We start from the raw sequence: 15,848 nt of genomic DNA on the forward strand, positions 1-15,848 counted from the left end.
TTTATTACTCTGAAAGTATATGACATACCTGATGAAAATATTATCGAATAGGGTCGCTTTATAAAAACAAAACGCCGGAAAAAACCGACGTTTTATTTTTTGCAATGTTTAATTGTTTCAGAAAATAATAAAAACCCGACTGATACAAAATCGGGTTATCATAATCAAAACAGAAACCGTTTAGTCAATTCCTACGCTTCTTCTTCTGCCGTTGACAATTTCCGGCTTTCCGTCTTTTTTATCCGGCATAGAGTCCTCTATCTGCATCATAACCGACCTTTTCAATCTTTCAAGGAATTCAGTCTGACGTGTTCCGTAACCTGTGTTGCTCTTTTTAGGCGGGATATTTGATGCTCCGGGAAGGCACTGCATCCTAACAACTATCCCCTCTTCTTTTATCACGTCAAACAGTTCGCTGATTGTCTTGCAATGGTCAATTCTTGACAGCAGGGCATTTTTTGAACGCTTTTTCTTAACGGGTTTCTTCTCCATTTTCTCACGCCCTCCACAAACAAGTCTGAGTTCATTATACATTTTTAGCCGACAATATTCAAGGAGTTTTTTAAAATTATTTGCACTTTATTATTTCTGTGGTATTATATCTATGTAACAAATAAAACAAAGGAGAAATCTTTATGGACAGAATTGCAAGCTTTTGTATAAATCACGACACATTGGTTCCGGGAGTATATGTTTCAAGAATTGACGGTGACATAACCACCTATGACCTGCGCTTTATTAAGCCAAACACTCCCCCATATCTTCCAAACCCTACAATGCACACAATAGAGCACCTTTTCGCAACCTATGTGAGAAACAGCTCTCTCAAGGATAAGGTTGTTTATTTCGGCCCTATGGGATGCCGCACAGGTTTTTATTTTCTCATAAAAGATACTGACGAGAAAACAGCCTTACAGCTTATCAAGGACACAATAAAAGAGTGCATGGAACACGAGGGTGAAATCCCCGGAAGCACCGCTGTGGAATGCGGCAACTACCTTGAACACGACCCTAAGGACGCAAAGGACAAGCTTCTGTGGTACTACGGAATAATAAAAGACCTTACAACCGAGGACTTAAAATATCCCCTTTAATAAAGCATAGGAAGGACGGTCATTATGGGCAGGTTTTATCACGTTACATCATGCAGAAATTTAAAATCAATAGAGGAATACGGCCTTGAACCCCAGTACGGATTTCTTTCCGAAATGATGATGGAAGAAAGGTCCGCCGTATATCTTTTTAAAGACTTGGACGAGGTAGTATACGCCATGAATAATTGGATGAACTACATAACCCATGTTTATTATAAAGAGGACTTGATTCTTTTGCAGATAGATTTGCCCGATGACTTCAGACTTATTGAAAGACACGACTGGGAAGCCATAAGCTATAAAACAATCCCCTGGGAATGTATCTCAGTAATAGATTTTCCGGATTTGGATAAGGGAAAAACAGAACATTCCACAGAATCAAATAATTCTATAAATGAACAATAAATCAACCTCACCGAAAGTGAGCCATTCCGAAAACTAAGCAAAAGTTTTCACCCCGCCTTGAAACGATGTTTATTTCTTAATAAAGCTTTGCAAGGCGGAAATAAAAAACTTGATAATGGGGTGAGGTTGTGATATAATTCTTTTTTAAAGAAGCCTTTGGCTTGTTTACTTTAAATTTCTTCGCCGCAGAAAACCCGAGTTTTCTGCGGCGTAAATTGAAATTAAGGGAGGATTAGAAAGATGAGAAGTGATTTGATGAAATCCGGCCCTACAAGAGCGCCTCACCGTTCTCTTTTAAAGGCTATGGGTATTACTGAAAGCGAGATGAAAAGACCCTTTGTAGCCGTTGTAAACGCTCAGAGCGACTACATTCCGGGACACAAGCACTTGGACGAGATTGCCGACTGCGTTAAGGCGGGTATCAGAAACGCCGGCGGTGTTCCTTTTGAGTTTGGAACTATCGGCGTCTGCGACGGTCTTGCTATGAACCATAAGGGCATGAAGTATTCCTTGTGTTCAAGAGAGCTTATTGCCGATTCTATAGAAATTATGCTTACCGCTCATCCACTTGATGCGGTTGTATTTATACCAAACTGTGACAAGATTGTACCGGGTATGCTCCTTGCTGCCTGCCGTCTTAATTTGCCTTGCGTATTCGTAAGCGGCGGCCCTATGATGCCGGGACAGCACAAGGGCGAGAGATACGGACTTTCCGAGATGTTCGAAGCTGTAGGAAGCTTTGCAGTCGGAAAGATTGACGAAAAAGAGCTTACAGAGCTTGAAAACGCTGCATGTCCAACCTGCGGTTCCTGCTCAGGTATGTACACAGCAAACTCCATGAACTGCCTTACAGAGGCAATCGGTCTGGGACTTCCTGGAAACGGAACAATCCCGGCTGTAATGTCAGCACGCCGCCGCCTTGCAAAGGAAGCAGGCGAAAGAGTTATGGAGCTTTTAAAAGCCAATATCAGACCTTCCGACATTCTCACAAAGGACGCATTTGAAAATGCTTTGAGATGTGAAATGGCTATGGGATGCAGTACAAACTCCGTTCTCCATTTGACCGCTGTTGCCTATGAAATGGGCGTTCCTGTTGACCTTGAGCTTATAGATGAGATAAGCAAGACAACTCCTCAGATTGCAAAGCTCAATCCGGCAGGCAAGATTTTCATTACAGACCTTGACAATGTAGGCGGTATTCCTGCGGTAATGAAAGAGCTTTCAAAGAAAAATCTTATCCATACCGACTGCCTTACAGTAAGCGGAACTGTAGGCGACAGAATTAAGGATTCCAATGGCGCAGACGGCGAGATTATTAAGCCTATAGACAAACCTGTAAGACCTGACGGCGGAATTGCAGTTCTCAAGGGCAACATCGCCGAAGAAGGCGCAGTTGTTAAACAGGGCGCAGTTGCTCCGGAAATGATGTTCCACACAGGCCCTGCCCGCTGCTTTGACAGCGAGGAGGCAGCTTCCGAGGCAATCCTGGGCGGCAAAATCAACAAGGGCGACGTTGTTGTTATCAGATACGAAGGCCCTAAGGGCGGCCCTGGCATGAGAGAGATGCTTGCACCTACCTCCGCACTTGCCGGCATGGGACTTGACAAGGACGTAGCTCTTATCACAGACGGACGTTTCAGCGGCGCAACAAGAGGCGCTGCAATCGGTCACGTTTCCCCTGAGGCTGCCGCAGGCGGCACAATCGCCCTTATTAAGGACGGCGACCGGATTACCGTTGACATCAACAATGGCAGACTTGAGCTGAATGTTTCAGCTGAAGAGCTTGAGGAAAGAAAGAAAACTTGGACAGCTCCGAAGAAAGAACTTTCCGGATATATCAAGAGATATGCAAGCCTTGTAACATCAGGAGCAAAAGGCGCAGTCTTTGAAAAGTAATATTTGTGTAAGTTGCATATAGAAAAAAATTGAACAAAAATTAGTGAAATTGCACAATTCACCTCTTTGCTAATTGGTAAAGGGGTGAATTTTTTTATTTATAGTAAAATTATACAAAATTCTACTTGCAATTATTTATATAAATGTGCTATAATCAAACCATCGTTATTAAACTAATTGTAAAAAATTAACGAAATTTGACATATAGCCAAACTAAGTTATGAAGGGAGATAATGTAATTGAAACAGTACGACGCAAAAAAAATTCTCAATATTGCACTTGCAGGTCATAGCGGTGCAGGAAAAACATCAGTGGCTGAGTCCATGATTTACCTTGCAGGTCTTTCCGACAGAATCGGCAAGATTGCAGACGGTAACACTGTGCTTGACTATGACCCGGAAGAAATAAAGAGAAAGGTTTCCGTTATTACGGCTGTTGCGCCTATCGAATGGAAAAACACAAAGATAAACATAATCGACACTCCCGGTCTCTTTGACTTTGAGGGCGGAGTAAGAGAGGGTATGCGTGCAGCCGACTCAGCTTTGATAGTTGTTTCCGGTAAAAACGGCGTTGATGTAGGAACAGAAAAAGCCGTTAAGCTTGCCGATAAAATGGGACTTACAAAGATGTTCTTTGTAAACGGTCTTTGCGACGAAAGCGCACGTTTCTACAGAGTTTTTGAAACTCTCAAGAGCACTTTCGGCCCTGCAGTTTGCCCTGTTATAGTTCCTTACATTCAGGACGGAAAAGCAAATGTTTATGTTAACCTTTTTGAATACAAGGCTTATAAATATGAGAACGGAAAAATGAGCCAGACAGATATGCCTGATATGGGCGACAGACTCGAGGGTCTGCGTGTTGCTATCAAGGAAGCTGTTGCAGAAACTTCCGAGGAGCTTCTCGACAAGTTCATCATGGGCGAAGAGTTTACACCTGAGGAAATCATTCTCGGCGTTAGCCAGGGTGTTAAGGACGGTTCTATCCTTCCTGTATTCTGCGGCGACGCTCAGAACACATTCGGTATCAACCAGCTTCTTGACAGCCTTACATGGCTTGCTCCAAGCGCTGCCGACAAGGGTTCAGAGTTCGGCGTAGACACAAACGGCGACCCTGTTGAGATTTCCGTAAACGAAAACGGCGCAGCTGCTGCTATCGTGTTCAAGACAGTTGCTGACCCATTCGTTGGTAAGCTTTCATATTTCAAGGTTATTTCCGGAAAAATTTCCACAGATACTCCTCTTATCAACATGCGCACAGGAAACCAGGAGAGAATTACAAAGGTTCTCACAGTAAGAGGAAAGAAGCAGGAGGATGCTTCCTATGTAGGCGCAGGCGACATCGGCGCAATTCCAAAGCTTCAGAACACAATTACAGGCGATACACTTTGCGCACCTACAAGAAAGGTTATGCTTGACGGAATTACATATCCAAACCCAACATACACAATGGCTATATATCCAAAGACCAAGGGCGAGGAAGAGAAAGTCGCCGCAGGTCTTGCAAAGCTTGCAGAAGAAGACCCAACAATCAAGTTCGGCATGAACACAGAAACCCACGAAATGATTATTTCCGGTATGGGTGAACAGCATCTTGATGTTATAGTTTCAAAACTTAAAAATAAATACAATGTTGACGTTGTTCTCAAAGAACCAAAGATTGCCTACAGAGAAACAATCCGCAAGAAAGTTTCCGTACAGGGACGTCATAAGAAACAGTCCGGCGGTCACGGTCAGTTCGGTGATGTTTGGATTGAGTTCGAGCCATGTGACTGCGATGATTTGGAATTCGCAGAGAGAGTTGTAGGCGGCGCAGTTCCTAAGGGCTTCTTCCCTGCTGTTGAAAAGGGACTTAGAGACGCTATCCAGAAAGGACCTCTCGCAGGATATCCTGTAGTTGGACTTAAAGCCACACTTTACGACGGTTCTTATCATCCTGTTGACTCCTCTGAAATGTCCTTTAAGATGGCTGCCGCAATAGCTTACAAAAACGGTATGCCACAGGCAAACCCAACACTTTTGGAGCCTATCGGTTCTCTTAAAGCTATGGTTCCTGACAACAACATGGGCGACATCATGGGCGAAGTAACCAAGCGCAGGGGTAGAGTGCTTGGTATGAACCCAGGTGAAGACGGCATGCAGGTTGTTGAGGCTGAAGTTCCAATGGCAGAAATGCACGACTTCTCCACATATATCCGTCAGGTAACTCAGGGCAGAGGCAGCTTCACATTTGACTTTGTACGCTATGAGGATGCACCTGCAAACATAGCACAGAAAATTATCGAAAACGCTAAAAATGAGGGTAATGTATAATTTAGCTTGCAGATAAAATAAATAACGATTACAAGAAGATGTATGTATCTTTAAACTACAACCGGACAGCTCCCACTGTCCGGTTATTTTTTTGTCCGCCGTGCAAAGGTTATTTTAAGAAATTAACGTCGTTTCACGGCGGGCGAGACGTTTCCCGCAGTCTTTGGAATGGCTCGCTCACAGTTAAGTTTTTTTATTTTATTTCCGACCCACAAAGGGAGGATATAAAAATAACCTTTCGTTTCAGGTCGGGCGAGACTTTTTTATTTCCGCCTTGCAAATGTTTAGTTTAAAAATCAAGTTCATTTCAAGGCGGGCGAGACGTTTTCCGCTGTCTTTGGAGTGGTTCACTCTCGGTGAAGATTTATTTATTTTTTCTATCGGGGAAGATATATTAAAAAATGAACATCGATGGATAATTACATAAAAGAAAAATAAAGAAAAATTATCAATTAAAAAAGATGTAACCTTTGTTGTGTTATGACGTTCAACAAAAATTAAAACTTCAAACCGTAGGGGCGGATTAACATATCCGCCCGGTAGCAGTAAGGTTTTTGTTAAAAATGAGTTTGTTTATATAGATGATATTCATTGACAGATGAACCTAATTCACATTTATAAAATATTTTGTGGTACAACTTGTTATTTTAACATTATCTCCGTAAACAGGTTTTATTTTATAATTTGCCGTTGTGTTACCGGGCGGATATATAATCCGCCCCTACGATGATAATTCTATAAAAGAAAATAAAGAAACATCCATGGTTAAAACACATAACCATGGATGTAAAATTTTAATATTAAAAATCAATTCCAACCGTGAGCGAGCCATTCCTAAGACTAAATAAAACGTCTCGCCCGACCTGTGATGATGTTTATTTCCAAAAATAACCTTTGCAGGTCGGTTATAAAATAAGGGAGGTGCCGGTCATTTCTTCCGGCTGCTCGAGACCGAGGATCTGGAGCATTGTTGGAGCGATGTCAGCAAGCTTGCCGCCCTCACGGAGCTGGCATGGGTAGCCGATTACGCAGAAAGGTACAGGATTTGTTGTGTGAGCTGTGAACGGTGAACCGTCATCCTCAAACATCTTGTCAGCATTTCCGTGGTCTGCTGTGATAAGGGAAACGCCGCCCATCTCTGCAATAGCGTCTGTTACCTTGCCAACACATGCGTCAACTGCTTCAACAGCCTTTACAGCTGCGTCAAACACGCCTGTGTGTCCAACCATGTCGCAGTTAGCAAAGTTGAGAATAATAACGTCATACTTGCCGCTCTTGATAGCTTCTGCGCACTTGTCAGCAACTTCGTATGCGCTCATCTCCGGCTGGAGGTCATATGTTGCAACCTTTGGAGAAGCAACAAGAATTCTGTCCTCGTTCTCATAGGTCTTTTCAACGCCGCCGTTGAAGAAGAATGTTACATGAGCATACTTCTCTGTCTCGGCAATTCTCAGCTGTGTAAGACCCTTGTTGGAGATGTACTCGCCGAATGTATTGTCAAGGCTCTGTGGCTTGAATGCAACCTGTACGTTAGGCATTGTAGCGTCGTACTGGGTCATGCAAACGTATGTAAGAGGGAAGAAGCCTTTCTTTCTCTCAAATCCGCTGAAATCAGGGTCAACAAATGTACGTGTGATTTCTCTTGCTCTGTCAGGTCTGAAGTTGTAGAAAATAATGCTGTCGCCGGCACCGATTGGTGCTGCTCCGTCGATAACTGTAGGAACAACAAACTCGTCGGTTACGCCCTCAGCATAGGAAACAGCTACTGCCTCTACAGGGTCTGCGCACTTAACGCCTTCGCCGTAAACCATTGCGGAGTAAGCCTTTACAACTCTCTCCCAGCGGTTATCTCTGTCCATTGCGTAGTATCTGCCCATTACTGTAGCAATCTGTCCAACGCCGATTTTCTTCATTTCTTCAACGCAGGCTGCTACGTAGTCCTTGCCGCTTGAAGGAGGAACGTCACGTCCGTCAAGGAATGCGTGAACATAAACCTTTTCAAGGCCCTTCTTCTTTGCAAGCTCAAGAATACCGTAAAGGTGTGTGTTGTGGCTGTGAACGCCGCCGTCGGAAAGAAGTCCCATGATGTGGAGAGCTGTTCCGTTCTTAACTGCGTTGTCGATAGCGTTGCAGAGAGCTTCGTTCTGGAAGAAATCGCCGTCCTGGATAGACTTTGTAATTCTTGTAAGCTCCTGATAAACAACACGGCCTGCGCCGATATTTGTGTGACCAACCTCACTGTTTCCCATCTGTCCGTCAGGAAGACCAACGTCCATACCGGAAGCGCCTATCTGTGTAACAGGGTTAGATGAGAAAAGTCTGTCGATATTTGGCTTATTGGCGGCTTTGATAGCGTTGCCCTTGTCTCCGGCAATGCCGAAGCCGTCAAGAATCATTAAAATTAAAGGTTTTTTCATTTTATAGTAGTCCTTTCAAGAATTTATCGAAAATTTATTTCTATAATTCAAGAATTATTTTGAAGCTGCCTTAACGATAGCTGCAAACTTCTCTGCAACCAGGGAAGCGCCGCCGATAAGACCGCCGTCAACATGCTCTTTGCTCAAAAGCTCGTCTGCGTTGCCGTCGTTCATAGAACCGCCGTACTGGATTGTTGTAGCCTCAGCAGCCTCTGCGCCGTAAAGGTCAGCAAGTACGTTTCTGATGATGCCGCAAACTTCGTCAGCCTGGTCAGCAGTAGCTGTAAGACCTGTGCCGATAGCCCATACCGGCTCGTAAGCGATAACGATTCTCTTGAGTTCCTCAGCTGAAACGCCGCCGAGAGCAACCTTTGTCTGAAGAGCAACCAACTCAGCTGTGATGCCCTGCTCACGCTCTTCCTTGAGCTCGCCTACGCAAAGGATAACTGTAAGACCTGCGTCAAGAGCAGCTCTAACTCTCTTGTTAACTGTTACGTCTGTCTCACCGAAGTACTGTCTGCGCTCGCTGTGACCGATGATAACATACTCAATACCCATAGCCTTGAGCATCTTAGCGGAAATCTCGCCTGTGAATGCGCCGGACTCTGCCCAGTGGCAGTTCTCTGCACCGATTTTTACGTTTGTGCCGGCTGTTGCTTCCAAAGCTACGCTGAGGTCAACAAAAGGAACGCAAGCGATAACTTCGCAGTCAGCGTCCTTAACGAGAGGTGTAACAGCGTTCAAAAGCTCTTTAGCCTCTGCGGGAGTTTTATTCATTTTCCAGTTACCTGCGATAATTGCTCTTCTTTTCTGCTTGTTCATCTGAAAAACATCCTTTCATGTTTTAAATTTTATCTTTATTTGGTTAATAACATTATTCAACATAGGGGCGAACAATGTCCGCCCCCGTTTTAATGGTTTTAAATTGTCAAATTATTTCTTGTCAGCGATAACTGCGATACCTGGGAGAACCTTGCCCTCGAGGTACTCAAGAGATGCGCCGCCGCCTGTTGAGATGTGGGACATCTTGTCAGCAAATCCGAGCTGGATAACTGCTGCTGCGGAGTCGCCGCCGCCGATGATTGTTGTAGCGTCTGTGTCAGCAAGAGACTGAGCAACTGCGATTGTACCCTTTGCAAGAATTGGGTTCTCGAATACGCCCATAGGTCCGTTCCAAACAACTGTCTTTGCGCTCTTAACAGCGTCTGCATAGAGCTCTGCTGTCTTTGTGCCGATGTCAAGACCCATCATGTCAGCTGGAATCTTGTCGGAATCAACAACTGTAACCTCGATAGGAGCATCGATTGGATCTGGGAAATCCTTTGTGATTGTTGTATCGATTGGGAGCAGGAGCTGCTTGCCGAGGTCAGCAGCCTTCTGAATCATCTCTTTGCAGTAGTCAATCTTTGTATCGTCAACCAAAGATGTACCAACCTCATAGCCCTTAGCCTTGAGGAATGTGTAAGCCATACCGCCGCCGATGATGAGTGTATCGCACTTCTCCAGGAGGTTGGAGATAACGTTGAGCTTGTCAGCAACCTTTGCGCCGCCGAGGATAGCAACGAATGGTCTAACAGGAGTTTCAACAGCGTTTCCGAGGTAGTTAATTTCCTTCTGCATGAGGTAGCCAACTGCTGTATCCTTAATATGATCTGTAACACCGGCTGTTGAGCAGTGAGCACGGTGTGCGCTGCCGAAAGCGTCCATTACAAATACATCTGCAAGAGAAGCAAGCTCAGAGCTGAATGGCTCAAGGTTCTTTGTCTCTTCTTTTCTAAAACGTGTGTTCTGGAGAAGAACAACGTCGCCGTCCTTCATCTCTGCAACAGCCTTCTTTGCGTTTTCGCCTACAACTGTATCGTCGTCTGCAAATACAACCTCTTTGCCGAGGAGCTCAGAAAGTCTAACTGCTACTGGAGCGAGGGAGAATTTAGCCTCAGGTCCGTTCTTTGGCTTGCCAAGGTGGGAGCAAAGGATAACCTTTCCGCCATCATTGATAAGTTTCTTGATTGTTGGGAGAGCGGCTGTAATTCTGTTATCGTTTGTGATAACGCCGTCCTTAAGAGGTACGTTGAAATCGCAGCGTACAAGAACTTTTTTACCTGCTACGTTAATGTCGTCAACAGTAACTTTGTTTAAATTCATTTCAAAAACTTCCTTTCCAATTTTAAAATTGTCCGGATATTTTAACGGACCTTACATACACCTACATTATATAACATTCGGGCATTTTTATCAAGAGTTATTGCATAAATTCACATTACTAAAAGTCTGTTTTTTATCAAATAACTGCAATAATTACAATCCCGCCTCACTCCATTTATGGCGGTGAAGCTCGCCTTTACACAAAAGCTCTGGATAATCCCACTGTCTCAGAGTTTCATAAACTCCTATAGCCACAGCGTTTGAAAGATTAAGGCTTCTCGCCTCGTCTATCATTGGAATTCTCACGGCGTTTTCCGGATACTGCATAATAAATTCCTCCGGAAGTCCCGCTGTTTCCTTTCCGAAAATCAGATACGCACCGTCCGGGTATTCCACATCCGAATGTCTATTCAACGCTTTTGTTGTAAAAAGGAAATATTTTCCTCCCTTTGTTTTTTCCAGAAAATCATCAAGGCTGCTGTAATAGGTTATATCCAGCAAATGCCAGTAATCAAGTCCTGCTCTTTTAAGCTTTTTATCATCAACCTTAAATCCCATTGGTTCAACAAGATGAAGTCTTGCGCCTGTTGCGGCGCAGGTTCTTGCTATATTTCCCGTATTCTGGGGAATTTCCGGTTCAACAAGCACTATATTTAATTCTGCCAAAAATTATCACCTCTATCTTATTGTAAAACGGATAGAATATAATTGCAAGACAATTCTTGCACAGTTGATTTTAAAAAGAAATTACAAATATATTTTTTCTCGGAGGTAATTTAAAATGCAGAAAAGTACAATGAATGTAGTTAAAGGCGTTTCCGCAGGTCTTATGACGGGGATGGCTGTTGGCTATATCGGCAAAAAAATGATGGACAAAAACGGAAATCAAATCAAGAAAAAGGCTTCAAAAGCCGTTCAAACCATGGAAAATCTCCTGGACACCGCCCAATATATGCTCAAATGATTTTTTTATAACCGACCTGCCAAGGTTTAAGCAGGAGGTAAGGTTCTGCACAGGTCGGGCGAAACCTTTGGTTAAAAGCCTTGGAATGGTTCACCCTCAGTTAGGTTTATTTTTTATATTTGACCTACATGACAGGTGTAGCAATGAAAATTAACTTCTTCGCAGGTCGGGCGAGACGTTTGGTTTTAGCGACTTAGAATGGCTTGCCCACATTGAGGTTAAATTTAAATAAATAAAAACAAATAACAACCGTGGTTCTTTATTTTTTAAACCACGGTTGTTATTATATGTATTTTTATGTAACAATCAATTCGTAGGGGCGGATTATCATATCCGCCCGGTCGCAGTGAGAGTTCTGTTAAAAATAAGTTATTTTATAACGATTAAATTCACCGACAGATGAACCAATTCCACATTTTCAAAATATGTTTTAGGTTGGGTTTATTATTCAACATCCTCTCCGTAAACGTCATTATTTTTATCATTCTCCGTTGATAATTACATAAAAGAAAAATAAAACTCAAACCGAATGACAGGACTCTATATTTGCACAATAGGTTCCCATTGAAGCGGCGGTATGGGCGGTGGTGCTATTTCTGCAAACCAGTGGAATCTGAGAGCCAAGCTCGTACACACCGCACAGTTCAAACAGTGCGCCGCAGAATGTTATTTCCGGCACATCTTTGGGTCTGAGCTTTTTATACTGCTCTGGAACATCCACTGAATAATCCCAATAGCACTGACACTGCAAAGGAACCGATGGTTTATCACTGCTTATAATTACGCAGTTACCCTTTGGATATATTTTCTCACGTATAGGCTCAAGGGCTATTACAAAGTCACAGTTTTCCAAATCGGTAATATTTGATGACAAAGAAAAAACCGCTCCTTTTTCCTCCAGCATCATATCAGCGCATGGTGAATAAATTTCCGGAGCATATGTAACCACTGTGAGATTTCTTGTGCAGTCCAAAAGAAAAGCCGGCAGGTCGCTGTTTTCCCCGTCCGGGTCAAAAAGTCCGATTTTAACATTAGTGTTTTCCCTGCTCATTCTCTGGGCGGCAGCGACGGCGAAATTTCCGCATAGCCTTTCCCTGAGCTTTCTGTCTGAAAAGCATCTCACACCGGCTGGAAGCAAACTTTTTCTTTCTCTGTCGCAGACCACAAGCTTTTCCCCGTCCAGCTTTTTCAAAAGCTTCTCACGGTTTACTCTTCCGTTTTTAATAATGCAGGTTATCTTTTTGGCTGTAATACCTCCCGATTCCGTATAGGTTTCCGCAACACTGCCTTTTCCCAAAACAAATGGAAAAGACTTTTTTTCTTTTTCTTCAAAGCTTATAAACGTAAACAAAAAAATCACCCCGACACAACAAAATGTTTGATAACAAATTATTATGCCGGAGTGACCCGTGTTATGTGTTTAATTAAAGATTACCAGTTTAAAACCTCTTTGCCCTCTTTTTTAAGGTGCTTTCTTATTGAAATAGCGCCGCCGATTACTCCTATAACCATACCTGCAACAATAAATCCAACAGCAACGTAAACAAACACGCTCATAAACGGAATAGTATTAAAAACAAATATGCCGTTTATGGCAGATACCAAAATATCATAGATAAAGTACATTGCCCCGGAGGCTATTATTCCGGAAATCAAACCAATCATCATACCCTCGATTATAAAGGGAACTCTGACAAAGTGGTTTGTAGCTCCCACGGATTTCATTATGCTTATTTCAAATCTTCTTGAGAACATTGACATTCTTATTGTATTTGAAATTATAAACAGTGAAATCACAGCCAGTGCAATAACTATCCAAATACTGAGGTTTGTTATTGTTTCGTTAAGGCTTGTCAGCTTGTTTGCCACATCTCTTGTGTTTCCCACAGAGTCAACGCCTTCGATTGCCATTATCTGCTGTACCGTTTCGTCGTATTTTGAAATATCATTGAAAGTGACTTTAAATGCGTGAGGCAGAGGGTTATTCTCTCCCTGCATGTTGGCAAAAATCTCTTCGCCCAGCTCTTCTCTGTATTCCTCTATTGCGTCGTCACGGGAATAAAAATCCACCGTAAGCACATTCCCAAGTTTACTAAGCTCGTCCCCTATTGCCATTGCGTCAGCTTCGGCAGTGATAGCTTCATCCAGGTAAACCGTTGTGACGTTTGAGTCCCCAACCTCTTCCACCATAAGCTTTACATTCATGGAGAACAAAGCCGCTGTACCTGTAAGAAGCATTCCCGCAATGAGAACGCCTATTGACGCCAGCGTCATCATTCTGTTATGGGCCATATTTTTAAAGCCCTCTTTTAAAAAGTACATATATTCACCTGCTTTTAATCAGTTTTCGTTTTCTATATCCTTAATCAAGCTGTTCACTCTCTCGTATATTTCGTCGTAATTATCAGAGTATGTTGTTTCAGTTTTGTTTTCGGAAATTTCATCAAAGCCTGCAAATCTGTCCTCAGACTCTCTTTCCTTTTTATTCCTTTCCTGATAATACTCTTCGGCTGTGTCCTTAACAATCTTACCTCTTTTCATCTTTATAACACGTCCGTTAAACTTTGTTACAAGGTTATGCTCATGGGTTACAACAAGGACTGTTGTTCCCATTTTATTTACCTCTTTCAAAAGGTTCATAATTTCGTAAGAGCGTTTCGGATCCACATTTCCTGTAGGTTCGTCGGCGATAATAAGTGAAGGCTCGTTTGCCAAGGCTCTGGCAAGGCTCACTCTCTGCTGTTCACCGCCGGAAAGCTCGCTGGGGTGACGTGTGCCCATTCTCTCCAGACCGACAAGCTTTAAAACATAGGGAACTCTTTTTTTGATAACGCTTTGTTTTGTTCCTGTAACTCTCATGGCGAAAGCCACATTTTCAAAGACGGTCATTTTATCAATCAGTCGGAAATCCTGAAAAACAATTCCCATTGTTCTTCTGAGATAAGGAACCTGGCTTCTTCTCATTTTGGTAAGGTCTCTGCCGTTTACAATAACTTTACCTTCGCTCGGGGTTTCCTCACGCATGATAAGCTTGAGCATTGTGCTTTTGCCTGCTCCCGACGGGCCTACAATAAACACAAACTCTCCGTCTTCTATTTTTAGATTTATATTTTCCACGGCATGGTTTCCCTCCGGGAAAGTTTTGGACACGTTAATGAATTCTATCATTTACACATCTTCCTTTTTCTCATTTCTCAAAAGAGAAAACATTTTATTTGTTAAAAATTGAAACATCGGTTTCAAAACTGTAACCTTTAGGGTTAATATATACTATTCTGTCATAATTGTCAACTAAAAGCGAATAATTGCTAGGTTATGGTAATATGTTAGTTTAAAAAAGTGATATTTTTTTAATTTTTCTGCAAAGACAAAATAACCGGCACTCATTAAGAGTGCCGGCTGCAAAATATTCAGTTATTAGTACTTTGTAGGATTAGCTGTCAGGTACTTTTTAACCATAAGAGCTACCTTGAACACAATAGCGTCCTCGAACTCACGAAGGTCAAGACCTGTAAGCTTTTTGATTTTCTCAAGTCTGTATACAAGTGTATTTCTGTGTACGAACAGCTTTCTTGATGTTTCTGAAACATTCAGGTTGTTTTCAAAGAACTTCTGAATTGTAAACAGTGTTTCCTGGTCAAGGCTTTCGATAGAGCCTTTCTTAAACACCTCTTTGAGGAACATCTCGCAGAGAGTTGTAGGAAGCTGATAAACAAGTCTTGCAATACCCAGATTATCGTAAGTAACGATTGTGCGCTCTGTATCAAATACCTTTCCTACCTCGATTGCAACCTGTGCTTCCTTAAAGGAATGAGCCAAGTTCTTGATACCTGTAACTGTTGTACCGATACCAACAACACATCTTATGTAGAATTCGCTTGTGAGTGTATCTACAATTGAGCTTGCAAGCTTTTCCAAATCCTTGCTGTCGATGTCAGGCTTGATTTCCTTTACAAGAACGATATCTGTTTCGTTGATATTGATAACGAAGTCCTTGTTCTTGTCCGGGAAAAGATTTTGAATAACGTCAAAAGCGGAAATATCTGTCTTTGTAAGTATTTTAATAAGAATACAAACTCTTGAAACCTCGCTGTTGAAACGCAGCTCTCTTGCTTTAAGATAGATGTCGCCTGGGAGCACGTTGTCCAAAATTACGTTTTTAATGAAATTGCCTCTGTCGTATTTCTCGTCATAATACTGCTTAACACTTGAAAGTGAAATGGCGAGAACCTGAGCATATTTCTGAGCCAGCTCGTCGTTTCCGGAAACAAAAACAGCATACTCGTTTCTTCCGTTATTGCCGAAAGACTTAAAGGTATGACCGTTTATTACAAAAGGTGCAGTTGTGCTGAGTGACTCCGAATTAAAATTATTGACAACCTCGCCTATTCTTCCCAGCTCGGAACATGCAATGACAACCGATGTTTCGTCAACAACGCCGATAGTTCTGTCGATTGTATCTCCCATCTGATGAATTATACCTTGAAAAAGTCTGTTTGACATTTTAATATCCTCCGCTTCTCTATAATCTTGCCACTTTCCCGACCTACGGAAAATAACAGAAAACCGTCAAAAAGACCCGGCTTTCCATTTTTTTGTTACATATACATTTTACACA

At 42.5% G+C, this 15,848-nt stretch carries 14 protein-coding genes; 5 read left to right on the plus strand and 9 right to left on the minus strand.

Annotated elements, in window-relative coordinates:
- Positions 1-180: 180 nt before the first annotated feature.
- On the minus strand, positions 181-492 hold the full coding sequence (locus CGICJO_RS02280) for a hypothetical protein (protein WP_087377211.1): 312 nt from the start codon (positions 490-492) through the stop codon (positions 181-183).
- Between the two features lie 143 nt (positions 493-635).
- Between CGICJO_RS02280 and CGICJO_RS02285 the strand changes: the two genes are divergently transcribed.
- The 4 genes from CGICJO_RS02285 to CGICJO_RS02300 all read left to right on the plus strand — a co-directional run bounded on the left by CGICJO_RS02285 (position 636) and on the right by CGICJO_RS02300 (position 5,704).
- Positions 636-1,094 (plus strand): S-ribosylhomocysteine lyase, encoded by a 459-nt coding sequence (locus tag CGICJO_RS02285; RefSeq protein WP_486499494.1) that lies wholly within the window; start codon positions 636-638, stop codon positions 1,092-1,094.
- 24 nt (positions 1,095-1,118) lie between these two features.
- A complete protein-coding gene (locus CGICJO_RS02290) occupies positions 1,119-1,499 on the plus strand; it encodes a hypothetical protein (RefSeq protein WP_486499495.1) in 381 nt (126 codons plus the stop codon).
- A 240-nt stretch (positions 1,500-1,739) separates the two neighbouring features.
- Positions 1,740-3,395: a dihydroxy-acid dehydratase gene (gene ilvD, locus CGICJO_RS02295; RefSeq protein ID WP_486499496.1), complete on the plus strand. Its 1,656-nt coding sequence runs from the start codon at positions 1,740-1,742 to the stop codon at positions 3,393-3,395.
- A 239-nt stretch (positions 3,396-3,634) separates the two neighbouring features.
- Positions 3,635-5,704, plus strand: coding sequence for an elongation factor G (locus CGICJO_RS02300; protein WP_486499497.1), 2,070 nt, complete (start codon positions 3,635-3,637; stop codon positions 5,702-5,704).
- A gap of 905 nt (positions 5,705-6,609) precedes the next feature.
- Here the strand turns inward: CGICJO_RS02300 and gpmI are convergent.
- The 4 genes from gpmI to trmL all read right to left on the minus strand — a co-directional run bounded on the left by gpmI (position 6,610) and on the right by trmL (position 10,932).
- On the minus strand, positions 6,610-8,121 hold the full coding sequence (gene gpmI / locus CGICJO_RS02305) for a 2,3-bisphosphoglycerate-independent phosphoglycerate mutase (protein WP_486499498.1): 1,512 nt from the start codon (positions 8,119-8,121) through the stop codon (positions 6,610-6,612).
- A 54-nt stretch (positions 8,122-8,175) separates the two neighbouring features.
- Positions 8,176-8,943, minus strand: coding sequence for a triose-phosphate isomerase (tpiA, locus tag CGICJO_RS02310; protein ID WP_087377199.1), 768 nt, complete (start codon positions 8,941-8,943; stop codon positions 8,176-8,178).
- 111 nt (positions 8,944-9,054) lie between these two features.
- Complete coding sequence (locus CGICJO_RS02315) at positions 9,055-10,266, minus strand: phosphoglycerate kinase (RefSeq protein WP_087377197.1); 1,212 nt, start codon at positions 10,264-10,266, stop codon at positions 9,055-9,057.
- Positions 10,267-10,419: 153 nt separating this feature from the next.
- The gene (trmL, locus tag CGICJO_RS02320) at positions 10,420-10,932 is read right to left on the minus strand and encodes a tRNA (uridine(34)/cytosine(34)/5-carboxymethylaminomethyluridine(34)-2'-O)-methyltransferase TrmL (RefSeq protein WP_087377195.1); all 513 of its coding nucleotides are present in this window, start codon (positions 10,930-10,932) and stop codon (positions 10,420-10,422) included.
- A gap of 115 nt (positions 10,933-11,047) precedes the next feature.
- On the opposite strand from trmL, the gene CGICJO_RS02325 reads away from it, so the two are divergent.
- Positions 11,048-11,230 (plus strand): hypothetical protein, encoded by a 183-nt coding sequence (locus CGICJO_RS02325; RefSeq protein WP_087377193.1) that lies wholly within the window; start codon positions 11,048-11,050, stop codon positions 11,228-11,230.
- Positions 11,231-11,750: 520 nt separating this feature from the next.
- Here CGICJO_RS02325 and CGICJO_RS02330 read toward each other — a convergent pair.
- The 4 genes from CGICJO_RS02330 to CGICJO_RS02345 all read right to left on the minus strand — a co-directional run bounded on the left by CGICJO_RS02330 (position 11,751) and on the right by CGICJO_RS02345 (position 15,733).
- Positions 11,751-12,581 carry a hypothetical protein gene (locus CGICJO_RS02330; RefSeq protein ID WP_486499499.1) on the minus strand — a complete coding sequence of 277 codons (831 nt, stop codon included), beginning with the start codon at positions 12,579-12,581 and terminating at the stop codon, positions 11,751-11,753.
- Between the two features lie 80 nt (positions 12,582-12,661).
- Positions 12,662-13,552, minus strand: coding sequence for a permease-like cell division protein FtsX (gene ftsX, locus CGICJO_RS02335; RefSeq protein WP_486499500.1), 891 nt, complete (start codon positions 13,550-13,552; stop codon positions 12,662-12,664).
- A gap of 18 nt (positions 13,553-13,570) precedes the next feature.
- Positions 13,571-14,398, minus strand: a complete 828-nt coding sequence (gene ftsE / locus CGICJO_RS02340) for a cell division ATP-binding protein FtsE (protein ID WP_486499501.1) — start codon at positions 14,396-14,398, stop codon at positions 13,571-13,573.
- Positions 14,399-14,647: 249 nt separating this feature from the next.
- Positions 14,648-15,733 (minus strand): PucR family transcriptional regulator, encoded by a 1,086-nt coding sequence (locus CGICJO_RS02345; protein ID WP_486499502.1) that lies wholly within the window; start codon positions 15,731-15,733, stop codon positions 14,648-14,650.
- Positions 15,734-15,848 lie beyond the last annotated feature (115 nt).

The organism is Candidatus Limousia pullorum (genome assembly GCF_057405065.1).